The sequence below is a fragment of the Hyphomicrobium sp. genome (assembly GCF_041674905.1).
Lineage (GTDB): Bacteria > Pseudomonadota > Alphaproteobacteria > Rhizobiales > Hyphomicrobiaceae > Hyphomicrobium_B.
Window position 1 is genome coordinate 55,553 of the sequence record NZ_JBAYUV010000007.1, and the last position, 24,975, is coordinate 80,527.

The 24,975-nt window shown below is 60.6% G+C and carries 23 protein-coding genes and 1 riboswitch; of the genes, 18 read left to right on the plus strand and 5 right to left on the minus strand.

Going from position 1 to position 24,975, the window contains the following annotated elements; genetic code table 11:
- The first annotated feature begins 8 nt into the window (after nucleotides 1-8).
- The 8 genes from WC026_RS04745 (at nucleotide 9) to WC026_RS04780 (ending at nucleotide 9,983) form a co-directional block, all read left to right on the plus strand.
- On the plus strand, nucleotides 9-2,144 hold the full coding sequence (locus WC026_RS04745; protein ID WP_372709653.1) for a hypothetical protein: 2,136 nt from the start codon (nucleotides 9-11) through the stop codon (nucleotides 2,142-2,144).
- 23 nt (nucleotides 2,145-2,167) lie between these two features.
- The gene (locus WC026_RS04750) at nucleotides 2,168-2,971 is read left to right on the plus strand and encodes an NAD(P)-binding domain-containing protein (protein ID WP_372709654.1); all 804 of its coding nucleotides are present in this window, start codon (nucleotides 2,168-2,170) and stop codon (nucleotides 2,969-2,971) included.
- A 92-nt stretch (nucleotides 2,972-3,063) separates the two neighbouring features.
- Nucleotides 3,064-4,683, plus strand: a complete 1,620-nt coding sequence (locus WC026_RS04755) for a DUF4332 domain-containing protein (RefSeq protein WP_372709655.1) — start codon at nucleotides 3,064-3,066, stop codon at nucleotides 4,681-4,683.
- A 492-nt stretch (nucleotides 4,684-5,175) separates the two neighbouring features.
- Nucleotides 5,176-5,284, plus strand: a riboswitch (TPP riboswitch).
- Nucleotides 5,285-5,399: 115 nt separating this feature from the next.
- Complete coding sequence (thiC, locus tag WC026_RS04760; protein ID WP_372709656.1) at nucleotides 5,400-7,388, plus strand: phosphomethylpyrimidine synthase ThiC; 1,989 nt, start codon at nucleotides 5,400-5,402, stop codon at nucleotides 7,386-7,388.
- 141 nt (nucleotides 7,389-7,529) lie between these two features.
- Nucleotides 7,530-8,261, plus strand: a complete 732-nt coding sequence (locus WC026_RS04765) for a glutathione S-transferase family protein (RefSeq protein ID WP_372709657.1) — start codon at nucleotides 7,530-7,532, stop codon at nucleotides 8,259-8,261.
- Between the two features lie 131 nt (nucleotides 8,262-8,392).
- A complete protein-coding gene (locus WC026_RS04770) occupies nucleotides 8,393-8,731 on the plus strand; it encodes a hypothetical protein (protein WP_372709658.1) in 339 nt (112 codons plus the stop codon).
- A gap of 86 nt (nucleotides 8,732-8,817) precedes the next feature.
- Nucleotides 8,818-9,273: a DUF6790 family protein gene (locus WC026_RS04775; protein ID WP_372709659.1), complete on the plus strand. Its 456-nt coding sequence runs from the start codon at nucleotides 8,818-8,820 to the stop codon at nucleotides 9,271-9,273.
- A gap of 83 nt (nucleotides 9,274-9,356) precedes the next feature.
- Nucleotides 9,357-9,983, plus strand: coding sequence for a hypothetical protein (locus WC026_RS04780; protein WP_372709660.1), 627 nt, complete (start codon nucleotides 9,357-9,359; stop codon nucleotides 9,981-9,983).
- A gap of 629 nt (nucleotides 9,984-10,612) precedes the next feature.
- On the opposite strand, the gene WC026_RS04785 is transcribed toward WC026_RS04780, so the two are convergent.
- A complete protein-coding gene (locus tag WC026_RS04785; RefSeq protein ID WP_372709661.1) occupies nucleotides 10,613-11,935 on the minus strand; it encodes a polysaccharide deacetylase family protein in 1,323 nt (440 codons plus the stop codon).
- A gap of 225 nt (nucleotides 11,936-12,160) precedes the next feature.
- Here WC026_RS04785 and WC026_RS04790 point away from each other — a divergent pair, with 225 nt between their 5' ends.
- From WC026_RS04790 to WC026_RS04800, 3 genes are all read left to right on the plus strand, one after another.
- Complete coding sequence (locus WC026_RS04790; protein WP_372709662.1) at nucleotides 12,161-12,487, plus strand: hypothetical protein; 327 nt, start codon at nucleotides 12,161-12,163, stop codon at nucleotides 12,485-12,487.
- Between the two features lie 130 nt (nucleotides 12,488-12,617).
- A complete protein-coding gene (locus WC026_RS04795; RefSeq protein WP_372709663.1) occupies nucleotides 12,618-13,436 on the plus strand; it encodes a hypothetical protein in 819 nt (272 codons plus the stop codon).
- Between the two features lie 216 nt (nucleotides 13,437-13,652).
- Nucleotides 13,653-14,141 carry a polymer-forming cytoskeletal protein gene (locus tag WC026_RS04800; protein WP_372709664.1) on the plus strand — a complete coding sequence of 163 codons (489 nt, stop codon included), beginning with the start codon at nucleotides 13,653-13,655 and terminating at the stop codon, nucleotides 14,139-14,141.
- 116 nt (nucleotides 14,142-14,257) lie between these two features.
- On the opposite strand, the gene WC026_RS04805 is transcribed toward WC026_RS04800, so the two are convergent.
- The gene (locus WC026_RS04805) at nucleotides 14,258-14,569 is read right to left on the minus strand and encodes a hypothetical protein (RefSeq protein ID WP_372709665.1); all 312 of its coding nucleotides are present in this window, start codon (nucleotides 14,567-14,569) and stop codon (nucleotides 14,258-14,260) included.
- Nucleotides 14,570-14,752: 183 nt separating this feature from the next.
- Between WC026_RS04805 and WC026_RS04810 the strand changes: the two genes are divergently transcribed.
- The 3 genes from WC026_RS04810 (at nucleotide 14,753) to WC026_RS04820 (ending at nucleotide 17,672) form a co-directional block, all read left to right on the plus strand.
- Complete coding sequence (locus WC026_RS04810; protein ID WP_372709666.1) at nucleotides 14,753-15,724, plus strand: magnesium transporter CorA family protein; 972 nt, start codon at nucleotides 14,753-14,755, stop codon at nucleotides 15,722-15,724.
- Nucleotides 15,725-16,280: 556 nt separating this feature from the next.
- Entirely contained in the window at nucleotides 16,281-16,868 is a 588-nt protein-coding gene (locus tag WC026_RS04815; protein WP_372709668.1) for a septal ring lytic transglycosylase RlpA family protein, read from the plus strand.
- 255 nt (nucleotides 16,869-17,123) lie between these two features.
- The gene (locus WC026_RS04820) at nucleotides 17,124-17,672 is read left to right on the plus strand and encodes a septal ring lytic transglycosylase RlpA family protein (RefSeq protein WP_372709669.1); all 549 of its coding nucleotides are present in this window, start codon (nucleotides 17,124-17,126) and stop codon (nucleotides 17,670-17,672) included.
- Between the two features lie 45 nt (nucleotides 17,673-17,717).
- Here WC026_RS04820 and WC026_RS04825 read toward each other — a convergent pair whose 3' ends face one another.
- Nucleotides 17,718-18,101, minus strand: a complete 384-nt coding sequence (locus tag WC026_RS04825; RefSeq protein WP_372709670.1) for a lysozyme inhibitor LprI family protein — start codon at nucleotides 18,099-18,101, stop codon at nucleotides 17,718-17,720.
- Between the two features lie 214 nt (nucleotides 18,102-18,315).
- On the opposite strand from WC026_RS04825, the gene WC026_RS04830 reads away from it, so the two are divergent.
- Nucleotides 18,316-19,104, plus strand: coding sequence for a helix-turn-helix domain-containing protein (locus WC026_RS04830; RefSeq protein WP_372709671.1), 789 nt, complete (start codon nucleotides 18,316-18,318; stop codon nucleotides 19,102-19,104).
- 63 nt (nucleotides 19,105-19,167) lie between these two features.
- Here the strand turns inward: WC026_RS04830 and WC026_RS04835 are convergent, their stop codons facing one another.
- Both WC026_RS04835 and WC026_RS04840 read right to left on the minus strand, forming a co-directional pair.
- Complete coding sequence (locus tag WC026_RS04835) at nucleotides 19,168-20,265, minus strand: patatin-like phospholipase family protein (RefSeq protein ID WP_372709672.1); 1,098 nt, start codon at nucleotides 20,263-20,265, stop codon at nucleotides 19,168-19,170.
- Between the two features lie 326 nt (nucleotides 20,266-20,591).
- A complete protein-coding gene (locus WC026_RS04840; protein WP_372709673.1) occupies nucleotides 20,592-21,497 on the minus strand; it encodes a metallophosphoesterase in 906 nt (301 codons plus the stop codon).
- 96 nt (nucleotides 21,498-21,593) lie between these two features.
- Here WC026_RS04840 and WC026_RS04845 point away from each other — a divergent pair, with 96 nt between their 5' ends.
- The 3 genes from WC026_RS04845 (at nucleotide 21,594) to WC026_RS04855 (ending at nucleotide 24,948) form a co-directional block, all read left to right on the plus strand.
- Nucleotides 21,594-22,046, plus strand: coding sequence for an NUDIX hydrolase (locus WC026_RS04845; RefSeq protein WP_372709674.1), 453 nt, complete (start codon nucleotides 21,594-21,596; stop codon nucleotides 22,044-22,046).
- A gap of 37 nt (nucleotides 22,047-22,083) precedes the next feature.
- On the plus strand, nucleotides 22,084-22,602 hold the full coding sequence (locus tag WC026_RS04850) for a GNAT family N-acetyltransferase (protein WP_372709675.1): 519 nt from the start codon (nucleotides 22,084-22,086) through the stop codon (nucleotides 22,600-22,602).
- A 213-nt stretch (nucleotides 22,603-22,815) separates the two neighbouring features.
- Nucleotides 22,816-24,948 carry a DUF1217 domain-containing protein gene (locus WC026_RS04855; protein WP_372709676.1) on the plus strand — a complete coding sequence of 711 codons (2,133 nt, stop codon included), beginning with the start codon at nucleotides 22,816-22,818 and terminating at the stop codon, nucleotides 24,946-24,948.
- Nucleotides 24,949-24,975: the final 27 nt, after the last annotated feature.

Here is a 24,975-nt window from a genome sequence, read left to right on the forward strand (position 1 = left end):
GACCGAATTTGAACTGGTCGATTACATTCGCTCCGCTCGTTCCCAATCTGGTGCTGATTGCGCTGGCGGCGGTGGCGCTTGGCCTCGTCATAGCGCTTCTCATGCGGCGGTCGCGCGGGGCGCTGCTACGGCTCGCGGCGCTGGCGGCGCTGATCGGCGCGCTTCTCAATCCGATCCTGAAAGAAGAGCAGCGCGAGAGCCTCGACAATGTCGCCATCGTCGTGCTCGACGAAAGCCCGAGCCAGAAACTCGCCGACCGGTCGCAACAGCTCGAAGCGATCCGCAGCGACATCGAGAAAAAGTTCGCGAGAATCCCGAACCTCAAGATCAAGTGGGTGACCGGGGGCGTTCCAGGCGAGCAGACGGCGCCGGGAACGAACCTGTTCACCGACCTCAACGCGGCGCTGAGCGACACGGCCCCCGACCGCATCGCCGGCGTCGTTTTTGTTTCCGACGGTCAGGTGCACGACGTGCCGAAGTCGGCGGCGGCGCTCGGCTTCGACGCGCCGGTGCATACGCTGCTGACCGGCAAGCCGGATGAATTCGACCGGCGTATCGAGATCATCGAGGCGCCGCGATACGGGCTCGTCGGGCAATCGCGCCCCATCGAACTTGCCGTGCGCGAGACCGGCAAAGCTCCGACCTCAGCTTCCGGAGCCGTGACGCTGAAAGTCCGCCGCGAAGGCCAGCCGGACGAAACGGTTCGCACCGAAATCGGCCGCAAGGTCACGGTTGACATGCCGATCCCGCACACGGGGACGAACATCGTCGAGATCGAGCTGGCGCCGACACCGGGCGAGCTGACGACCGCCAACAATCGCGCCGTCGTCGCGGCCGAGGGCGTGCGTGAAAACCTTCGCGTGCTTCTCGTCTCCGGCGAGCCGCATCCGGGCGAACGGACGTGGCGCAATCTTCTGAAATCCGACGCGGCGGTCGATCTCGTGCACTTCACAATTTTGCGGCCGCCCGAGAAGCAGGACGGAACGCCGATCAATCAGCTGTCGCTGATCGCGTTCCCGACGCGCGAACTCTTTTCGGAAAAGATCAACGAGTTCGATCTGATCATCTTCGACAGGTACGAGCACCGGGGCATTCTGCAGCTGCTCTACTACGACAACATCGCGCGCTACGTCGACGAGCACGGCGGCGCGCTGCTGGTCGCGGCGGGTGACGATTACGCCAGCGCCTACAGCATTTATCATACGCCGCTGTCGTCGGTGCTGCCTGCGGCTCCGACTGGTCGCGTTCTCGAAATGCCGTTCCGCGCCAAAGTTACGCCCGAAGGCCAGAAGCATCCGGTGACGCAAGGTTTGCCGGGCTGGAACTCGGCGAAAGTCGCGGACGGGTCTCCGCAGCCGACGTGGGGACGCTGGTTCCGCCAAGCCGAGGTCAACGGCGAGCGCGGCCGCATCATGATGACCGGCGCCGAGGACAAGCCATTGCTCATTCTCGACCGCAAGGGCAAGGGACGCGTTGCGCTGCTGACGTCCGATCAGGCTTGGCTGTGGGCGCGCGGCTACGATGGCGGCGGGCCGCATACCGATCTCCTGCGCCGGCTATCGCATTGGCTCATGAAGGAGCCCGACCTCGAGGAAGAGCGGCTCATCGCATCCGCGCGCGGACTGAAACTGACGGTCGAACGGCGCTCGATGGACGACGCAATCTCGCCGGTGAAAATACTCGGCCCCGGCGGCGATACGACCGATGTCACGCTCACACGCGCGACAGCCGAGCCCGGTGTCTGGCGTTCGACGATCGATGTCAAACTTCCGGGCCTCTACAAAGCCGAGACTTCGGCTTCGACCGGCGAGTTGACAGCGGTTGCCAACGCCGGCGTCGAAGACCCGCGTGAAATGAGCGAAGTGACGGCGACGGACAGCAAGATGAAGCCGATCGCGGACGCAACGGGCGGCGGCGTTTTCTGGACGCGAACGGCAAGCGGAGCCGCGACGGACGTCGACGTGCCGCGCATCTCGATGATGTCGGCGGCAAAAGTCATGGCCGGTTCCGGCTGGCTCGGACTCAAAGATCGTCAGGCCTACCTGACGCGCGGCGTCAAGCTGACGCCGATGTTCACCGGGTTCGCGGCGCTTTCGGCGTTGCTGGCCTTGATCGCGCTCGCATGGTGGCGCGAGGGGCGTTAGCTCGCTCCAGAGCCGGAGGAACAATGGCCAGCTCTCAACCTTATGCTTATGGCGACACGCCGGTCGGAGTCATCGGCAACGACGACTACGGTCCGGCGATTGCCGCGCGTATCGCGGCGTGCGGCTATCGTGTCCTCTATGCGGGATTGCCGGGATCGCCCGCCGTTACGCGCGGCCAACGGCTAGAACCCGCTTCGACGCCGACGGACGTTGCGTTCGAATGCCCTCTCGTTCTCGTCGCGGTCGACGATACGGAGGCCATGCGCAATCTCCTCACCGGAAATCCAGACCGAATGGGGATGGGCGCAGAGATGGAGCCGGGATCGGTCGTCGTCGATCTCGGCGCGCGCACGCCTCGCGAATTGCAGGCCCTTCTCGGACTGCTCGGCACGCGCGGCGTGGCGCTCGTCGATGCGGCGCTGATCGGCGGCCCGGACGCGGCCTCCGAAGGCCGGGCCAGGATCATGCTCGGCGGCTATCCCGACTCTGTCGAAATCGCCGATAAAGTGCTTTCGCTTCTCGGTCACGTCGAGCGTACCGGGCCGCTCGGCAGCGCGCACGCGGTCGCGGCGTTGATGGGTTACGTCGAAGCGGCGCACGCGATCGCGCGGGATGAAGCGCTGGCACTTGGGCGTGCGTGCGGGCTTACGCCCGAGGTTCTGGCGCGCATGCTTTCGGATGCAGCTCTGGCTCGCGAGACGAACGTCACGCGGCTCGGGCGGCACGCAGATCTGGCGCTCCGGATTGCCCGGGATCGTGGCTTCAGCGCCGATATCATCGATCTCGCGGCCGCGAAACAGGCGCGGCAGCAGAGCGAAAATCGTTGATGAGGCGCTTGGGTGTCGCTGCTGCAATCGAGGATGGCGCGCGACTCGCGTAGACATCGGGGCTGATCCCGTGACCAGCCCCGAGGCAAGAGATGTCCGCACTTTTTCGAATTGTCTATGCCACGCATGCCAACGGAACGCATCATAAGCTGGCGCTCGATGGCCTCGACGCGATGCCACGCAAGGACAAGGAGGCTTGGTCGCGGGTCGTCCTGAAACACGTCGAGCGCTTTCTCGAAGGTTCGAAAGCTCCGGACGTCACCTTCAAGGATTTCAAGAATCACGTTCTGCACGTGTCCGAGAATTATTGGGGCGGTGCGCCGCAGAAGGCGGACGAGTGGTATCGGCGGACAGTTGCCGAACTTAAGGCGGGCAACTGGCCGGACGCCGCCTATGCGGCCGGCGTGCTCAGCCACTATTACACCGATCCGGTCATGCCGTTTCACACCGGGCAGACAGAAGCCGAGAACGCCATCCATCGCTCGGCCGAGTGGAGCATCAACCGCTCTTACAATACGCTGCGCGCGATCGGCGAACGGCAGTTCGCGAACGTCGACGTTCCCGTTCCGACGGGCGGCAATTGGCTGAAGGAATTCGTGTGCGACGGCGCGGAGTTCTCACACCGCTATTACGAGAAGCTCATCGCGCATTACGACATTCACAAAGGTACGGTGAGGCCCGAAGACGGGCTTGACGATGTCGCGCGCACGATCGTCGCCGAGTTGTTGATGTACGCGGCCAAGGGCTACGGGCGCGTACTCGATGCGGCCATCTCGGAAGCCGGCGTCGCGGCGCCCGAGGTCACGCTCACCGCCGAAACGTTCCTGGCGATGACGCAAATTCCCCGCAAGTTCATCGAAAAGCGGCTGACGAACGAAGAAGACCGCAAGCTCGTCGCGGCGATCTACGACGAGTTAAAAACGACGGGGCGGGTGGAGAATTCGCTGTCGGAAGACGATCGGACGATCCGCGATCTGCATCGCACGGAAGTGCTCGAGCCGCAGCTCGCGCAACGCAGCGAGGCGCGCGCCGCAAAGGTGTCGGGCAGCGCGGTCGTTGCGCTGATGCAGACGCCGCCTGCAATCGCGGCTCAGATCGAAGCGCCGCCCGCGCACGATACGACGGCGCTCGAACTTGCCGTCGCGAAGTCGTCTCACATCGCGTCCGACGTCACCGAGCATCCTCCCGCTTTGCCGGTGCAGGCCGATATGCAGGAGGCCGTCGCGCGGACGCCGCATCCGCGCCCGATCCCGGTTCGGGTGCCGGAAGAGAGAACCGCGGCTGGTCGCTCTTACCTCTTGGAAAGCGACGATCTCGAGGCCGCGCCCTCCATCGGACCGAAGATGGCGGAGAGCTTCGCGGCCATCGGCGTGCATACCGTCGGAGATTTTCTCGAATGCGATCCGATGGCGCTGGCGGAAGACCTCGACGACTCGCGTTTCGACAGCGAGACGCTGACGGACTGGCAGGATCAGGCGCGGATGGTGATCGATGTTCCAGGTCTCAGGGGCACGCATGCGCAGCTTCTCGTCGGCTCCGGATATCGCACGGCGGAGGCGGTCGCGGAGGCCGATCCGGTCGCGCTTTCGGCGCATGTGCTGAAGTTCGCCGGGACGTCAGCAGGCAGGCGCGTACTGCGCGAAGGCCGCCCTCCGGACATCGAGAAAATCAAAGGCTGGGTCAACGCCGCCAAGCACGCGATGGCGGCTTGACGGAGAGCCATCGAGTGCCGCCGTTGAGAGAGACGTGGATGGCCGCCTGCGCGGCCATGACGTAGGGGTGAGCGGCGTTGGCGCGCATGGCGATGTGATCGTCATGTGTATTTCATCGCCACGTCGACTTGGTCATTACGCAGATTTGGTTATCGCTCGTCCGGAACATTAATTTCCGTCATGGCCGCGCAGGCGGCCATCCATGACTGGGTCGACAGGGGCGCTCGTATCGAGCCTGCTCGGAGCCTCTCCAGATGCATTCCCCCTTGAGGAAGAACGTTCGAGCGCGGGTGATCGTTTAAGGGCAGATCACAATGAGGAATGTGGATGGCCGCCTGCGCGGCCATGACGTAACGGGGGCGGCTGGCCGCCATGACGTAAGGGGTCAGGGCGCGTATTGCGACACGATTGAGCGGTTCTCGACTGTGCCTGCCTCCGGAATCTAGGCCGTTAGCCCGACTTGCCATCGCCATTCAATAGAGCCACAATCGCATCGTTTCCGAGGGGCGCCGGTTGTCCGGCTGAGATCGCGTAACGAGCGCGAGCACCCTTAGAACCTGATCCGGGTCATGCCGGCGAAGGGACGGACAAATCGAGGTGGCACGACGCCACCCTTCCGCACCTTTCCGGATAACGCATCGCGCGCATGTCGCCGCGTGCCGTCATCGTTCGCGCACACTCCCTATCAAGGGCGGTGTCGAGAGGAGCAATCTGCCATGAACAAAGTCACTCGCGCTTCCGACATCGTTACGCCGAAGGTCACGACCGGTCCGGTGCAGGGCTCGCGCAAAGTCTATGCCGCGCCCGAGGACGCGCCGAGCCTGCGCATTCCGTTTCGCGAGATCGTGCTGAGCGAGGCGAGCGGCGAAGCGCCGTTCCGCGTTTACGATTCCTCGGGGCCATATACGGATGCGACGGCGGCGATCGACGTCGAGAAAGGCTTGCCGCGATTGCGCGACGCATGGGTCCAAGAGCGCGGGGGCGTCGAAGCGTATGACGGGCGTGCGGTGAAGCCCGAAGACAATGGCAACGTTTCCGATACTCACGCCGCGCGCGTGTTTTCGACGGTACATCAGCCGCTACGGGCAATGCCAGACGAAAGCGTCCCTTCTTCTCCCCTCCCCTCGACGGGGATGGATCGGGGGTGGGGTGATGAGCAAGACGTTAGGGCCGCCCCTCACCCTGACTCTCTCCCCGTTGAAAGAACGGGGCGAGGGAGTCTCCTCACGCAGCTCGAATATGCGCGCGCGGGGATCATCACGAAGGAGATGATCTTCGTCGCACATCGCGAGAACCTCGGACGCACGGAAGCTTTGGCGCGGGCGAAGAATGCGATCGGAGACGGCGAAAGTTTTGGTGCCGAAATCCCCGACCACATCACGCCGGAGTTCGTGCGCGACGAGATTGCGCGCGGACGCGCGATCATTCCGGCGAACATCAATCACGGCGAACTGGAGCCGATGATCATCGGCCGCAACTTCCTCGTGAAGATCAACGCCAACATTGGCAACTCGGCCGTCACGTCGTCGGTCGAAGAGGAAGTCGAGAAAATGGTGTGGGCGATCCGCTGGGGCGCCGACACCGTGATGGATCTTTCAACAGGGCGCAATATCCACACGACGCGCGAGTGGATCATCCGCAATTCGCCGGTGCCGATCGGGACCGTACCGATCTATCAGGCGCTTGAAAAATGCGACGGCGATCCGGTCAAGCTGACGTGGGAGCTTTATCGCGACACGCTGATCGAGCAGTGCGAGCAAGGCGTCGACTACTTCACGATCCATGCCGGCGTGCGGCTTCCTTTCGTTCCCCTCACCGCAAATCGCGTGACGGGCATCGTTTCGCGCGGCGGCTCGATCATGGCGAAGTGGTGTCTCGCGCATCACAAGGAAAGCTTCCTTTACGAGCGCTTCGACGAGATTTGCGATCTGATGCGCAAATACGACGTTTCGTTCTCGCTTGGCGACGGTTTGCGTCCGGGTTCAATCGCGGATGCCAACGACCGCGCGCAATTCGCGGAACTCGAAACGCTCGGAGAGCTGACCAAGATCGCCTGGGCGAAAGGCTGCCAGGTGATGATCGAAGGGCCCGGCCACGTGCCGATGCACAAAATCAAGGTCAACATGGAGAAGCAGCTCAAAGCCTGCGGGGAAGCGCCGTTCTATACGCTCGGACCGCTTACGACCGACATCGCACCCGGCTACGATCACATCACGTCCGGCATTGGCGCGGCGATGATCGGCTGGTTCGGCACGTCGATGCTCTGCTACGTGACGCCGAAGGAGCACCTTGGTCTGCCAAACCGCGACGACGTCAAGACCGGCGTCATCACGTACAAGATCGCGGCGCATGCGGCCGATCTCGCCAAAGGACATCCGGCGGCGCAGCTTCGCGACGATGCGCTCTCTCGCGCTCGGTTCGACTTCCGCTGGCAGGATCAGTTCAATCTGTCGCTCGACCCGGACACGGCGACGGCGTTCCACGACGAGACGCTGCCGAAGGACGCGCACAAGGTGGCGCATTTCTGCTCGATGTGCGGGCCGAAGTTCTGCTCGATGAAAATCACGCAGGACGTGCGCGACTATGCGGCAACACTGAACGACAAGGAACTTGGCATGGCCGAGATGAGCGAGAAGTTCAAAGAGATGGGTGAGCAGCTTTACGTTGAAACAGAGAAGGTGCGGAAGAGCGATAGCGCACTATGAGATAATTGAAATGCGATGCGCAATATTCGTCGCAATGCTCAAAAAATGGTATCTCTGAAACAGGCGCATGCTCAGCGTGACTCCTTCGCAAACAACGGCGCACGTTGAATTCGTGAAACTAGCACTTGATTGGCGTGTAAAATGCTCACCCTCTATTCCTATCCGCCCCTATTCGGCGTGGCCGATAACAACGGGTATGGGCTGAAGGTCTATGCCTTCCTGCGCCTCGCGGGCGTACCCTTCAAACACGAGCACATCTTCGACGCGTCTTCCGCGCCGCGCGGTCAACTGCCCTACATCGTCGATGACGGTGAAACGATCGGCGACAGCAACGCGATCATGGCGCACGCCAAACGCAAGTACGGTGTCACCATCGACGACGCCCTGACGTCGGCAGAGCGCGACACCGACCTTCTCGTTACCCGCCTGCTCGACGATCTCTATTGGGTGATGTCCTATTCGCGCTGGAAGGACGAGCTGTACTGGATGCAATTCCGTGACGCGCTGCTCCGCGAGCATCCGCAGCTGACGGAAGAAAGCCTCATTGCCGCGAAGGAATTCAATGCCCAGCGCTATCATTTCCAAGGCATCGGCCGCTACGAACCCGACGATGCGATGGCGCGCGGCCTGGCCGATCTTCAGGTCCTCGCGCACCTCATCCCCGAAATCGGCTTCGTGCATGGACCCGCGCCGTCAACTATCGACGCCGGAATTTACGGCTTCATCGCCAACATCTATTTCTACGACATCGCGACGCCGCTGAAAAAGTTTGTCGATGCTCACGAGAACCTCGTGCGCCATTGCCGCGCGATCCACGGGATGGTCACCGTCGGCAAACGGACTGAACAGCACTTACAATTTCACGAGCCATAGCCTTAAATCCCGTTTTATCTCATCAAGACTTCGAAGATGCGCCAAAACGGGGAATCAAAAATGGGGCCAGGGTCTATCAGTTCGGCGAATTATTCGGCATTTTCCTGCTACTCGGCGCGACCGCGACCCAGATGTTCTATCTCGATCCGTTGAAGCGCGAGATCGAATGGCGGCTTGCGGCTTTCAGCATCCAGCAGTCGGCGCAGGTTCAGCTGAAAGCCATCCACGATAACCGGATCGCGCTGCTGCAAGTGGCGAATGCGCCGGAGGAGAAGGTCAAGGAAGCCGAAGCCGAGCGGGATAAGAACCTCGACCGCTACCGGACCGCGGATGCAAATATTTCCGATTACATGATCGAGAAGGAAGGCGTGGAAGACATTCTGCAAGTGATTGTGCTTGCGCTGTTCGCGCTCGGCACCTTACTTGCGGGCTTCGGGCGCGCCATGGAGATGCGAACACATCGCGACTGAGCCTGGGCACGATCAGGGCCTCCAGCAAGCTGGCCTCGCCTCGTCATCGTGCTACAAGCGCTAGACTATATCGATGCGGTGCAGACATGTATTATATTGCCGTCGTTCTTTTACTGCTGGTTCTTCCGGCGGCCTCCGTCGTCGTCGAGGCGCTCTATTCCTCCGGGGCCGATATCATGTGGCTTGTCGGGAAATGGTTTGTCTTCTGGGCGTGCGGCGTTCGCCTGCTTGCCGGTGGACTGATGCAGACGCTGAGACCGGAATTCACCGCGAAATCGATCTTCGAGATCGATGCTCCCGCAGCACACGCTATCGTCCGCGAAGTTGGATTCGGAAATCTGGCGATGGGAACGCTCGGGATTGCGAGCCTCTTCGAGCCCTCGTGGGTTGTCCCTGCCGCCATCGTCGGCGGATTATATTACGGATTTGCCGGGCTCGGACATGTTCTTCGTCGTGGCAATCTCAAAGAGCGATTTGCGCTATGGTCGGACCTCGCCATCTCTGCGCTGCTCGCGGTGTTCGTCCTCAGCCGCCTCGGATAACGATCAGCGGGCAGATCCGGCCGACCATGTTTTTGACGCATCACACTCCTATCCGACGACGCTCGACAATGAAGGTTTTCGATATGCGAACGCGAACTGCCTCTGCCCTGCTCGCTGTATTTTATGGATTGGCCGGATCGGCCGCGACGGCGGAAACGCCCTCATCGTCGATCATCGCGCCGGTCCTCGGGCATCTGGTCGGTTTCACGCTGCCGGATGGGTTCGCGATGCAGAAGGAACAATCCGACGGCGGCCGATATTTTCGCGCTGCCGCGCTGAAAGGTGAGAACCCTAGCAACTGGACGCAGCTCATCAGCATCACCGGCGTCAAGGATGTGGACAAGGATCCGACCAAGAACGCGCAGTTCATCGCCGCGAACATTTCGAGCAGCATTCAAAAGCTCTGCCCCGACACCTTTTCAGTGAAGCCGCTGGGTCCGACGAAAATCGACGGACAGGACGCGTTCGTCGCGGTTACGAGCTGCGGGAAGGTCGAGCCGGATAAGCATAGCGAAACAGCGCTGACGATTGCGATCAAGGCCAGCGAAGCCATCTATACGATCCAGTGGGCGGAGCGCGCGCCAGCGAACGCCGAAAACCTGACGATCGACGAAAGCAAATGGAAAAACCGGTTGAAGCAGATGGTGCCTTTCCGGATCTGCCCTATCGTCGCCGGAGAAAAAGAACCGTACCCGAGCTGCGGAAAATAATTGAGCGCCGCGTGCGCCCTTTTCAAAGCTCGCGAACAGTGCGAGTCTTCCTCCATCAGCAACAATCGAGAGGAGGTGATCCGATGTCTTGTGGGATCTTGAGGCGGTCGATGTCGTGGTCGCTCAGACTTGCATCCGGAAATCTCCCGGGGTGTGCCTGATACGACGAGCGCGGACATCGCACTCCGCTTTCATGACGAATGATCTCACGGGGGCCGCTGTCAAAAGCGGCCCTTTTCATTTGCGAGAGGTTTGTGACTTCGATTGTCTCCAGCTGTTTTGTTGTAACCAAAACACCACAGCAATATCGAATCAGTGAGACGTGATTCGTTTTTCTGTGGAAGACCCTCTCTTGCTGACTTAACGTCCTGCTCGTGGGACAGCCGATCGGGGGACCGGCTGGGGGGGAGCAAGACGCCCACACATGCCGTAACGATGCGCAGGTTCTAATCTCGCTGCATTGATACGCCCAATACCAGCTTGGCTTGCGGCGGGTCCGGGGGGACCTACAGGGCGGCCAAAAAGAAATGGGTGGCATTATCTGCCACCCATTTCTTTTTCGTCGCGACGCTAGCTTATGCGCGTCGCTTCCATACGTGCACGGCGTTATTGCGCGCTGGCCCTTGCTGCTATTCGCCGAACCAGAGCTTCCACGTCTCCTTGGCGCGCTCCATCAGAGATTTGTGCGGCGCTGCGGGCGCGGCATCCTTGGCCGGGGGTTCCGTTGCGGCGGCCGGCTCTGCTTCGCCATTGCCTGAAACCGTGCGCACGACGGACGCGGTGGTCATCGACGGCGGCGACGCCGCTGCAGTTCCGGAAGACGCAACCGGCGCCGCGGTTGGCTGCGTTGTTTGCGCGGCCTGTGTGCCGGCAGAGGAAGATGCGCTCGGCGGTTCGTTGGACGATTGCTTGCCGGGAGCTGAAGTTGTGCTGGACGGCGGGGACGCTTCCGGAGATGCGGATTTCTCCGCGGGCGAGGATGCCGCCGGAAAGGCCGGAAGCGGAGCGTGCGCGCTGTCTTCCACGGGTGGAGCAGGCATTCCCTCAGGCTCGCTTGCACCGCTCGCGGCGTCATCGGGCGGCGACGTTGCGCCAACGGTCTTGACGACGCTCGACATCGGCCGTTCGGCGCCGACCTGCGGCAGCCCCTTCGCCTCTTTTTCGATCGTCTCGTCGAATTCGGCGAGCGTTACGACCGGAGCCTTCGCCGTCAGATGCACGATCTTGTAACCCTTGGCCTTCATCTGCGCGAGGAGAAGGGGCAGAGCCTGCGCCGTGCGCTTGTGAATGTCGTGCATCAAGATGATGCCCTTGCCGCGCTTGTCGAGTTTCGCGATGACCGACTTGACGAGATGGTCAACGGTCTGCGGCTTGTAGTCGATACTGTCGATGTCGGTCGAAAACATCGCAATGTTGCGTTTGCCGAGATAGGCGACGGCTTCCGGCGTATCGACGAGCGTCGGGAAACGGAAAAATGGTGCGATCGGTCCGCCGACGGCACGGTGGACGCCGCTGATGCCGCGCTCGATCTCGGCCCTGCCCTCCTCGAAGGTTTTTGCCTTGGCGATGGCCTTGTGGCTCCAGGTGTGCGTTCCGACGGTGTGACCGGCCTTGGAAACCTCGCGAATGATTTCAGGGTAACCCAGCGCCATCTTGCCGATCGAGAAGAACGTCGCCTTCACGCACTCGTCGGCGAGCGCCTTCAAGACGGCTTCGGTGGAGTACTTCTGCGGGCCGTCGTCGAAGGTCAGTACGACCTCTTTGTCTTGCAGGAAGTCGTAGGCCTTGTAGTGCTCCATGCCGAAGCCCGGGCCGCCGGTGGTGTCGATTTCAACCGTGCGCGAGACGCCCAGCGTTCCGGCTTTCGGGCATGCGTCTTCAGCCGATGCCGCGACCGAGACGCCGCTCAGCAATGCGAACACACAACCCCGCACTAACCAGTGCATTGCCATTGCCGTTCTCCCCGTTGGTCCGACATTCGATCTAGCAAAGCCGTCACGCGAAACAGCCCGTTTTCCCTGCCGCAATTCCCCGATATCGCTCGAAATGGAGCATCGGTTAGCTCGGCACTCAGTACAAGTGTCGCACGAGTCGGCATTCGGTGCAGCTGCGGTTGCTGGCATCAAATTCCGCGCCTAATTTCAGCGTCATAGAAAGCACAACGGAGATAGCTTCTCATGACGGCGTTTTTCAGTCCTGCGGCGCTGATCGCGGGCACTGCATTGATTTTGACAGGCTTGAGCGGGCTATCGGACGCGACGGCTGCTCCGGGCGCCGGCTTGGCAGCTGCAAGCGGCGCCGCTTCCTCTGTCAGCATTGTTCATGACGTCGGTTACCGCTCCCGCCGCTATCACCGCCGCTATTATCGCGGACGTGTTGTCGACGCACCGTTCGCGCGCGTCGAAAGCGGCGGGCGGACCGTCGTCGATGCGCCGTTCGTGCACGTCTACAAAGGGCGGCGCGGCACTCGGGTCGTGGCGCCCTTCGTCGATCTTTGGAGATAGGCGCCAAGACGGCGGCGGGATATTGTACTTCCCCAACTCCAAATTTTGGAGCTAGCTTATACACAACAAGCTAGCGGGTGCGAACTCAAGAGAGTTTCAGCGTCATCCCGCAACTATGTGCGGGGGCACCATGATCAGAATATCGCTGGCGTATCCGTATGACATCGGACTTGCGTTCCACCTGCTGAGGGAGGCTATGAGTGAAGGGAAGCCTATCAGCTCGGCACGATTTGCATTGTCAGAGGCTGAGGATCAGCTTGAGGGGCTTTTCCATCCCAAGGCGATCTATTTTCAAGCGTTGAGAGGAGCATTCGCAGACGGCAATGTCCTCTATGAGGCGATCAAAAAGCTGACTACTCATCCTGACCCCGCGCGAAAGATGGATTTCTTTGACGTCTACAGCGTTATCAACGCGCTCGATAACTTTGAACCAGTTTTGAAGGCAGAGCTGCGTGCAGCAGACGCGTATTTCGTTTCGAAGAAGGGTGGCTACGATACGATTGATTTAATTACGCGGGGCGACGTTCTTTTCCCAGGTGGCTTCGCCGATAAAGTTCCTGAAGCGGTACGAGATGTCCAAGAAGCGGGTCGATGTTTAGCTTTCGAACTAGGGACAGCGGCGGGTTTCCATCTTCTTCGTGCAAACGAGGCCGTTCTCTTGCGTTATTGGGATGCTGTGACGTCCAAAGCGGCAAAACCGCGAAATCGGAATCTGGGAAGTTATTTGGCCAAGCTTGATGACATGAAAGCGGGGGATGAAAAGGTCCGTGCAACGCTCCGGCAAATAAAAGACTTGCACCGAAATACACTGGTCCATCCCGAAGATGTCCTCACTGTTGATGAGGCAATTGATCTTTGGGGAATTATCCGTAGCGCGGTGTCGGCAATGCTTAAGGCTATTCCGGCGGCGCCTTTGGTGCTCACTTCCGACGAGCCTGCTGGGGCGTAGTCGCCTCGTCATCAATTTTATGGAAAGCGGCGTTAGGTTCTTCACAGCTTTCATCCACGCATGCTTTTTTGCTAATTTCGGGCTGCGCCGGAGATGTCTTCAGGCTTGGAAATTTGCCGGAGAACTTTTGTGCTTGGCCATAATGTGCTCAAAGTGCGGTGGTGTAACGGTCGTCGCGGGGCTGGCGACAACCGATGTCATCTTAGGGGGTAAGTAATGTTCAACCGCGTATCGACGCCTGATCCGCGTTCCGTCGAACCGATCAAATCCATCACGCCGCAGCCGATTTCGCCGATCAAGACGTCGGCGCCCCCGCTCTTTGGGGCGACGCAGCATCATTCGACACCGGCGGTCGACGCTCCGACGTCCGTGCTCGGACAGGACATCACCATCGCTGGGCAGCAGCTCGTCATCAAGACGAAGGGTTCGCTGCTGATCGCGGGCCATATCCAGGGCGACGTTCACGGCGAGTCGGTCACCGTCGGCGACACGGGCAGCGTCGTCGGCACGATCACCGCGCGCACGATCATCATTCAAGGCGAAGTCAGCGGCGCTTTGAAGGGATCGTCGGTCAATCTCAACGCAACGTCGCGGGTCGAGGGCGATATCGTCAAACAGACGCTCTCGATCGACGAGGGCGCGCAGTTCGACGGCAGCGTGCGGCGCGCCAAGGACAGCAGCGAAGTCACTCCCGACCTCAGCTAGTCGCCGAGCGCTCCACGCACCAGATCAGTTTCCAGAATGGCGTTTGCGGTTCAAGCGAACGTCATTCGTGTTTCTGGCGGTCGTTCCTCTGGCGATCGTGTTTCCGGTGACCGATTTCAGAAGCGGCTGCGGCCGCTGGGCTCGACCTCTTCGCATGAGTCCTTGACGCGGATGTCGTGCCCGATCCAGCGGCAAATCTCGCGCTTGAAATTCGGATTGTTGCGGACTTTGGCGTCCGGAGCGTTCATCCCATACTGGCGCGCAACGGCCGCCACGTAATTGTCACGGCAATACGGAGTCGACAGCATCGCCCCATTGACGAGCTGGTAGCCTTCCGAGCACTTGATTTTCGCTTCGGCAGGTTGCGCCATTGTGACAGCCATCCCCGCGGCCAGCAGAGCCAGCGCTGCCGAGTGTTCTTTCGCCATCGTCAATCCTCGCTCCGTTGCCGCGCGATGCACCGTGCTGTCAAATCGTGTTTTTTCAGTTTAGCAGGCTTGCCTTGCCGCGGCCGCCATGAAATTGGTCTCGCCGGGCAGACGCGGCATAGAACGCCTCTGGCGCATCCCTTTCAGATAGCCGCAAACGATCGATTTTACAGAGGTATCCCGATGATAACTGTGTACGACGCAGTCGGCGGCAAGCTGGTTGCGCGCCCGGAAATCGGCAACCTGTCGAGCGGCGGGGTCTGGATCGATCTCCTCAATCCGGTGGAGGATGAGGACAAGATCATTGAGCAGGCCCTCGGCATCGAGGTTCCGACACGCTCGGAAATGCGCGAGATCGAGGCGTCGAACCGGTTCTATACCGAAAACGGCGCGTACTACATGACGTCCATCATCGTGCATAACAGCACGCAGGATGTGCCGCTGACGGCGGTCATTACGTTCATATTGGCAGGCACGCGCCTTGTGACGGTGCGCTATGCCGAGCCCCGAGCCTTTCCGCTGTACGTCGCCCGCGCCGCCAAGGGCGATCCGGCGTGCGTGAGCGGTCCGGGCATCATGATCGGCCTCACCGAAATGCTCATCGAACGCGAAGCGGATCTCATCGAGCGGGTTCAAGATCAGGTCGAACGGATGGCGCCGCTCGTATTCGGGCAGAACGGCGCCCAGCATTCGCGCGACCGGCGGCTCGACTTGCTGTTGAAGACCGTCGGAAAGGAAGGCGACGTCACCGCAAGAGCGCAGGAAAGCGCGATGTCGATCCACCGGCTCCTGCTCTACTTCGCTAACGCCGTGCGCGAGCGCAAAGACGACAAGCGCATCATGGCGCGGATCGAATCCGCTAACCACGACATCACGTCGTTGATGGAAAGCCTGCGCTTTCTTTCGTCGCGGACAAGCTTCCTGCTCGATGCGACGCTGGGAATGATTTCCACCGAGCAGAACCAGATCATCAAGCTGTTCTCGGTGATGGCCGTCATGCTGATGCCGCCGACGCTCGTCGCGTCTATCTACGGGATGAACTTCAAGTATATGCCGGAGCTTGCGGAGTCGTGGGGCTATCCGCTGGCGCTTATCCTGATGTTCGTGTCGGGTCTGGTGCCGTTTCTCTATTTCCGGAAGAAGGGCTGGCTTTGAGCCAGCCGGCCGTTGCGCGATCTCCCCGATACGTATGCGGGCGGTAACGTTGCCCCGGGATTTTCACGGAGCGTCGCTATTTCATCAATTACGACGTACCCGGATGAAAAATCCTGCTGCAGTGCGGTAGTCGATTGACTGGAAAAGGAATGTTTCCGCCGGAGCTATTAACCATCCGAGTACGTTGCTGGCTGCGGCCAGACGTCACGCAACTCAAAGATGCACCCAGAAACACTCATGTTTTTCAAAACCTTAAATAATATGGTTAAAATGTGATGGAAGCCGTGGGTTGACCGCCCCTGCTTCCGATGCTGGTTGTGCCCCGCCAGGACGGGGGGTTTCCCCAGTCATCTCGGGTAGCAGTTCGAACTGGGTTCTGGAGTTCGGGTTACGGGTCTTTCAGGGAATTTCAATTTTACGAGCCACTTCTCCCAACATTAACGACGGTGCCGCCACGGTGGCGGTTGTCCTGCAGCCCTTTTTGCGGCCGCAGGCGGGGGAAATCGCTCAATTCGACCCGGAAGCGCTGCTGCTCCTTTTAACAAGGAGTGCACTAATGCGTTCGTTAATCGCTGTTGCCGCATTTGGTATTGTGGGGATGGCCGCCAGCGCTGTTCCGGCCGACGCTGCCTGGAATTGCCGCGGGTCATCCTATGTTTGCGGTAAGTCGGCCTCTCATAAGGCCGTCAAGTCGCGGGTTTCCCATCGGGCCTCGCATTCGCGTCAAGCTTATGCTCCGCGCCGTGGGGTCAAGCATTCGCGCTACGCCTCGCGCAATCGGGTCGTTCGCCGTCACTATGCTTCGGCTCCGGCGCGCAAGCATCGCGTTGCCCATGCGGCTCCGGCCGCCGGTCGTGGCGCCTACAGCGGGATGGCTTCCTACTACTGGCAAGGCCAGATGACAGCCTCCGGCGTCCGGTTTAACCCCGGCGCGCTCACGGCTGCGCATCGCTCGCTACCTTTCGGCACGCGCGTCCGCGTTACGAACCGCACGAACGGCCGCTCGGTCGTCGTCACGATCAACGATCGTGGACCGTTCATCGGCGGCCGCATTATCGACCTGTCGCGCGCCGCCGCCCAGGCGATCAGCATGACCGGCCAAGGCGTGGCAGCGGTTTCGCTCGAAGTTCTCGGCCGCAGCTGAGCCTTATTCACCCATCCGGCCTAGAGCCTTTCCGCTTTCAGTTGAATCGCGGATCGGCTCTAGGTTTTTGTTTGTCGTGCTTCTGACGGGAAAACCGGTTTCCACTTTTCCCGAAGCACTTTGACGACGGCGTCTGGGGACCCAGGCGCCTTCGACGTTTTTTCGCCCTGCGAATCAGCATAATCGATAGGATTCGGCGTGGTTCCGGGGGGAATGTGCGTGCATCGATGCGCTCGAGTTGGCTTTGTATTTGCCTTGAATCTGGCGACTGCCGCGGCGGCGGCGCCTCTTTCGGCGGAGTCGCTTAGCGACGGCCTCGCAACGCCCGCAGGCAAGGCCCTGCAAATGGGGCCGTGGGCTGCCAAGATCACGGTCCATAAGCCGGACATCGTCGCGTGGCGCCCGACGATATCGGTCACTGTCGCAGTTCCGAAGGTCAAGGCCACCGCGACCCTCGATCCTTCGGCCGTTTCACACCCCTATGGCCTGCACGGTCCCGTCCCTGAAAAAAGCGCGCACGCAACGACGGGGCTCGCATCGTTTTACGGCATCAGCGCCGGCGTGAAGACGGCGACCGGAGAGCGGTTCGATCCTTCGGGCATGACGGCGGCGCATCGCACTCTGCCCTTCGGTACGCGGGTGAAGGTCACGCGGGTTGATACGGGTGAGAGCGTCGTCGTCCGCATCAACGACCGAGGCCCCTTCAAACCCGGCCGGGTGATCGACCTCTCGGAAGGGGCCGCCAAGACCCTCAAGATGACGGACGTCGGATTGACCAACGTCCGCCTCGAGGTGATGAACTAGCGCCGCGACTGAACCTGAACTGGAACGACGGAGTGGGCCGCGCCGTCAACGCTCGCTCAGGCGATTGTTGCGCTCGATCTGCGCTTCCAGCACGCCGATCTGGTCGAGATAAGCGCCTTTGATGCATTCGGTGTCGCGGCCGCAATCGTTGCGCGCGGCGAGGAACTGGCGCTGATACCGCTTCAACTGATCGCGGTCGCTGCCCTGGCCATAGGATTGCTTCAGCTCGCCGTAGAGGCCGCTCATCTTCTCGTCGAGCGCTGCCAGGACGTCGCTCCGGCAGATGGTGCGCTCGGAGGCCATACCCGCCTTGCGGCAATCGAATTCCTGCGCGCTCGCGCGGCTCACCTGGGCGGCCAGCACCGCCAGCGCTCCGAGTGCCGCCGCTGATATTGTCGCCGCAAATCTCAATGTGAATGTCTCCGACACGGTGCCCATCTCCTTGTTCGCTTCGTTGCCACCCCAGCGGTGGCGATGGCGTGAAGATGCCGTTTGCCGGGGAGAAACATCAGCCCGTCGGCAGCCAAGCGGCGGCAGCTCGCGGAATGGGAATTTTGATGCCGGTTTCCGATTGCCATCGAGGGATAAAAATCGGTATTTTTCCGCAACTGATTTCAGCCCTCTCACCCTGCTTGCGTGATCCATGAAAAAACAACCCGCGCCCGGTCCGGCCACGACGCGTTCGGAAGCTCTCGACCGGATCAAAACGGCGATGGTCGAGAAGAAGCTCACTCAGGCGGAACTTGCGGATGCGTCCGACTGCCATGAGAAAACGATCCAGAATTTACTCGGCGGGCGTTCCGTGCGCGATCAGACGCTGTTCGACGTCTGCATGGTGCTGGGGCTTGATTTCCACGGACTGCGGGATGCGTGGCACGGAGAGTCCGTCGCCGTCGACAACGGGGGAATGACGACCAAGCCTCAGGGCGGCGGCGTCGCGCCCGTCTACATGGGCGCTTATGCGCAGGTTGCCGTCGATCATTATGTCGGCAGCTATCTGACGCTGCGGCGATCGTTTTCTCTGCCGGACACGATCGTCTCGTACCGCACGGACATCACCTGGGACGCGGAATGGCCGAGCCTTCTGTTCCAGGAACGCGACCGTCCGGATGAACCCTACGCCCATCGCGGGCGGCTCTATATTCCGGCGTCATCGAGCTTCATCCATCTCGTGTCCCTGACGAAAGGCGCGATGCGGATGATCGTCGTTTCGCAGCTCGATCGCGCGGGCGAAATGCGCGGCATCATCACGACGATCAATAAACAACGCGCAACGCTGATCCCCGTCGCGACGGCGATCCTCTATGCGCGCCGGGACAATTTCGACGGCGATGCTTTCGGGGAGATCACGCCCAAGACCCGTATTTACGCCGAATATAAGCGTCTTCTAGATGAGACCGTCACCGAGGGATACGCGCGGCTCGTCAGCTAGCGGCGTTGTCGGTGAGCTATCGGTTGGCTAGCGCCCATCATTCGACGACGTCGACAGCTTGAACTATTTCGCGCGCCTGACAGCGGCGGCACGGCGCTTCGGCGTTGTCCGCTTCAACAATGACGCCGGACGGAACGAGACGCCTTCGTCGACGGCTGGAAAAAAGTACTTCGCGAGGTCGATCGTCTCGAGACGCCCGACGGCCGAACGCGCCACGGCGAGCCATTTGTCGGCGTGATCGCGGCCCGCGCCATGCAAGTAGGTAATCATATCCCAATCGGGCTTCAGCGACGTCTCGGGATTGAGTGTGCCTGTGACCGGGCCGCCGTCGATCAGATGGAAGCGGTGACGGCCGAGCGGCGCCAAGCGGCCTTTCGTCAGCAGTGCTCCGGAGCACGCCTCACGCACGGATGTAATCACCTCAATGTCGCGCAGCAGCGGCGCATTGAACGTCAGGCGGTTGGCGTGGTTCGAAATATCGCGCGCCGTCGTCGGCAGCTTGGTGTTGACGCGCGGCGCGACCATCACCAGCAGCGTATCGCCGACGGGGCTTTCGCTGGCCAGCGTCACGAGATCAGGATTGGCGGAAAAACCGCCGTCCCAATAGGCCGCGCCTTCGATTTCAACGGCGTGGTGCAGGACTGGCAGACACGCCGAGGCAAGGACGGCTTCGATGGTAATTTCGTCATGACGGAAGAGGCGCGCGCGGCCGGTCGCGACGTGCGTCGCAGCGATCAGAAGCTCAACCGGCGATTTCGTTCGCACCAGATCAAAGTCGACGTGATCCACGATGACGCGGCGGAGCGGATCGAAACCGAGGGGATTGAATTCATAAGGCGACAGCATCGTCGCAAGATGCGTCGTCAGCTGCGACGGTCGCACCAGACCATTGAGAAACGGATTGAGGCGCGTGAGATCGGGAACGCCCGCCTGGTAAATCGCCTGCCACATCTTGTACATTTTCTCGCGGGCCTTATCGCGCGAACCTTCGGCGAGTCCGGCCGCAAGCGCCACGGCATTGACGGCACCGGCGCTCGTCGCGCTGATCCAGCCGAAGCGCATCGTCTCGTCTTCGAGAAGACGATCGAGAACGCCCCAGGTGAAGGCACCATGAGCCCCGCCACCTTGAAGGGCGAGATTGATGTCAACCAGTTTCGGCAAATTCTGCTGCTCCCCGCACGCGCCGCTCTTCAATGCAAAGCGGCACCGGCGATGATTATCATTAACGCTCGCGGCAGCCCAATGTCATCGCACCTGCGGCACGACGCCCGATCTTTTCACACGCTTCAATTTCAAAAACATGCGCTGCGTTCGCACAACAGATCGTCACGAATTGCGCAATAAACAATCCGTTGCGCTGCATTTTCGCGGCATGCTGCCCAGCCCGCGTGCATTCGCAATTTTTATTCGGCGATTTCAGTCCGCGATTATGTCAGAGCACCGTGTACTCGCGTGTCAATTGGCCGCTACGAAACCGCCGGTCTGAATTAGCGTTCCGCGTCGAGAAAATTCTCGCTGAGCTTTGTGACAGGACCGTCGGGTGTTTCCAATCCTCTCACGACGTGACGAATGCGGAGACCTGATGAGCATTTGAAAAATGTGAAAAGATTATACCGCGCCAGCGGTTCGTCTCCGTGGATCGCGCCTGCCGACGCGGATGCGGCGCCGATCAGCGGAATTGGTTTTTTACGCGACGGCAGCCAATCAAGAGCGGGCGTATGGTTATGTCCGTAGAGGACAAGCTCAGCGCCCGTGCGTTCGAGTAGATGCGCGAAATGCGCGGCATCGTTCAGGCGGCGGCGTGGCGACGTCATATCGGCGAGCGGCGGATGATGGATAAGCACGACGCGGATCGCGCCCTCTCCATCGAGCCGCAAAAGTTGCTCCCGTGCGATTTCGAGCTGGTGCGATCCGAGCAACCCGCTTGCGAAAAAGGGCGGCGTTTCGACGGCGGAATTCAAACCGACAAGAGCGAGCGGCCCCGTGCGACGCACGAACGGAAAGGCGAGCGTCTCTTCCTCGCCGCCCATGTAGGCTGCCCAGCGCGCCACGCCGCGATCCCCGCGCATGCTCGAATAGATGTCGTGATTGCCCGGAACCACAGTCACGCTGGCGGGCGAACCGACACTGCGCAACCAAGCGAGTGCGGCTTCGTGCTCGGCGGGGAGCCCGAGGTTTATGAGATCGCCGGTGATCGCGATATGATCCGGCCTCAGAGCATGCGCGTCCGCAATCAAACGGTCGGCGACGGCGGTGACATGCACGCGCCGGCGCTTGCGCTGCCAATTCAGATAGCCTAGCGCGCGCTTGGCATTCCAGTAGCGCCAGCCAAATCCGATGATTGGAGACATGTGAACATCGGAAAAGTGCGCGAGCGTAAAAGTTTCTGTCATTTTGGAGAGATGAAACCGGGGCGGGGCAGACGCAATCTAGCACACTGTGGTAATTAGCAAATGCGTCGGCACGGCGGACGCATTTCGGCGAGGACCATGGCGTTCGTCAGCAGGATCGTCACGAGCGGATTCAGGGTTTACTGGCGGGCGACGCGGAGCTTCGCACTGGCAGCCGAAGCGTGCGTGATCGACGGCGAGGACCGGATCGCTCTCGTCGAAACAGGCGTGGGAAACGGCTGGCGATTGCCGAGAACCGAAGTCCGCAAACAGGAAGCGCTCGAGGATGCGCTGCAGCGTCTTCTGACGGACGACTATCGAATTCACATTGCGTCTCGGCCAGAGCTTTTCTGGATGTATCGCGATATCATGCCGGAGCGGGACGGAATGACCGGCCTTTACGTCGTGCGGCACTGGCGGCGGGACATCGCCCCGGGTGTATTGGAACTGTCATTTTTCGGCCTCGGCGCTTTGCCGCCGGGACTGCCCCCGCAAGATACCGCGCGCATTCGCCAAGCGGTCGAGAGTCGCGCGCCGTTCGAAGTGTGCTAGAAGGCGGCCATTCGCCTGCCGGAACCTTAAAAACTCCATGTCTTCTCCGCTCGTTATCCGAAAAGCCATCCCGCAAGACGTTCCCGAAATTTCGCGGCTGCATGCGCGCGTTTTTGGGCCTGGACGGTTTGCGCGGTCGGCGTATCGGGTGCGTGAGGGCAAGGGCCATCTTTCCCGGTATTGTCTCGTTGCGCATCTCGGCGGACAACTCATCGCGTCCCTCAGGATGACCGAGATCACGATCGGAGGTCGGCCCGGCGCTGCCCTGCTCGGTCCGGTTGCCGTCGATCCCGATCATCGCGGCATCGGGCTCGGAACCAAGCTGATGAGTGAAGCCGTTGCGACGGCGCGCGCCGGCGGGACGTCGTTGGTCGTGCTCGTCGGCGACGATCCCTACTACGGTCGGTTCGGCTTCAAGGTTGTACCCGCAGGCCAGATCGTATTTCCCGGTCCAGTCAATCCGGCGCGGCTGCTCGCGCAGGAATTGAAGGACGGCGCGCTTGCGGAATTCCGCGGACTCATCGTTGCCATCCCGTCGAACGGACTGCGCGCGTAAGCCCGAACGGCCTCGGCTTCCGGCACGGCGATAACCTTTTGGTAAACGATTCACCGGACCATCCGGGAGACTCCGAGTGCACAGCGGATTGCATGTGCATTCCTTTGCCGTCGCCGATGGCTCTTACCGAGGCAGGTTCATGCAAGTTGTCCGTTCTAGCCTCGGCGCTCTCGTTCACCGCGTGTCATGCGTAACGCGACGCGAAGGCCGGCGATGATCTCAACATTTCTCACCTACACAAGCTTCTCCTCGGACATGTCGAGGTCGCTTGTGCGTGTTTCGGCGCAGGCGGACGTTTCGGGCGCGACCGCTTACTACAACGCGAACATCGGCAAGGTGAAATCGGTCGACGATTTCATGAAGAACAATCGCCTCTTCTCCTACGCCATGAAGGCCTACGGACTTGAGGACATGACCTACGCCAAGGCCTTCATGAGGAAGGTGCTGACGAGCGACATCAGCAGCTCGACCAGCCTGCAGAAAAGCTTTGTCGGAAAGCTGACCGACCCTCGCTTTCTGAAATTCGCGCAGGCGTTTCAGTTTTCGACGGATGGGAAGGTTGCCTCGCAGCCGGTAACGGCACAGCAAGCCAACGACCAGACCGATCTCATCAATCTCTATAGCCAGCAGCAGGTCAACAAAGGCGCGACGGCCGCCGACGATGCTGCCTATTATCAGGCGAACATCGGCAACGTCACATCCGTCGACGGCCTCATCGGCAACAAGCGCCTGTTGAGCTTCACGCTGACGGCTTACGGGATCGATCCCAGTATCGCGTCCGACACGGCGATCAGGCAAGTCCTGACGAGCGATCTCTCCGATCCCGACAGCGTCGCGAACCAGATGCCGAGCAAGTACACGATGCTCGCAGCGGCGTTCTCGTTCAATACGGACGGATCGATCAACGGCAGCTCGGCGCAGTCAAGCGGCAATGCCGCGAGCACCGTCTATCAGTACTATGATGCGTCGGGGGCGAGCGCCAGCGCGCCAGGGGCTGCCTTCAAAACGCAGTACTATCAAGATGCGGTTGCGGACGTGACCTCCGTCGACGACCTGCTCGGCAATTCGCGTCTCGTCAGCTATCTCGAAACAGCCTTCGGTCTCGACCCTTCCGAGCAGTCGACGGAGATCCTGCGCAATGTTCTGACGAGCGACCTCTCGGACCCCGACAGCTTCGCAAATCAGCAGAGCAATGCCGCCTATCGCTCGCTCGCGGCCGCCTTTAATTTCAATACCGACGGCTCCATCAACGGAAGCGTGGCTCAATCGGCGTCCCAGACCGACAGCACGATTTTATCGTTCACGACGAACAACACGACCGCCGCCCAGACTTACCAGACCGCCGAAATCAATTTCTACAAGACCGATATCGCCAAGATCGGAAGCGTGTCGGATTTCATAAAAGACTCTGGCCTTTATGATTTCGTTTTGAGCGCGTTCGGTATCGACCCCAGCAAAACGTCGAAACTTACGATCGAGAAAGTCCTGGAAAGCGACGCCGGCAATCCGAGCAGTTACGCGAACATTTCGCACAATTCCGCCTACAGCAAACTCGCGGCTGCATTCAATTTCGATGCGAACGGGAATGCCAAGACGGCGAGCTCGGCGCAGGTAAATGCGAGCCTCATTTCGACGATCAAACTCTATAATAAAGAGACCGGCGATCCGACCTTAACGAACACGCAGACGACAACCGAAGATACCTACTACGGCGAAACAATCGGGACCATCAAGAATGTCGATGAATTCCTGAAGAACAAGCGCCTCGTGACGTTCGCGCTCACCGCCTTCGACCTGGAAAAGAAAGCGCTCTCCAACGATACTCTGCGCAAGATCCTGACGAGCGATCCGACGGACCTCAAGAGCTTCATCAACAAGCCGGAGAATTCAGCCTATCGGGCAATGGCCGTCGCGTTCAATTTCGGCACTGACGGCAAAGATCTCGCGACGCCGCTACAGCAAGTGCAGACGCGCAGCCAGATGGTCGCGACGACGGACGCCTATGCTCGGCAGACTTTGGAAGAAAATGCCGGCGACCAGAATGAAGGCGCGCGCCTGGCGCTTTACTTCCAGCGTCTGGCGCCGACGATTACATCGGCCTATTCGATCCTCGCGGACAAGGCACTGCTGCAGGTGGCGCAAACGGCGCTCGGGCTGCCGACATCGATGTCGAATGCCGACATCGATGTGCAGGCCAACATGATCACGAAAAAGCTAAAAATCGCCGATCTGCAGGACCCGAATAAGCTCAATAAATTCCTGGCACGCTTCTCGGCGATGTATGACATCAATAACAGCGACATCACCCAGACAAACCCCGCAATCACTATTCTCAGCAGTCGATAAAGCCGGAACCAGTCCGGCCGACTGGCC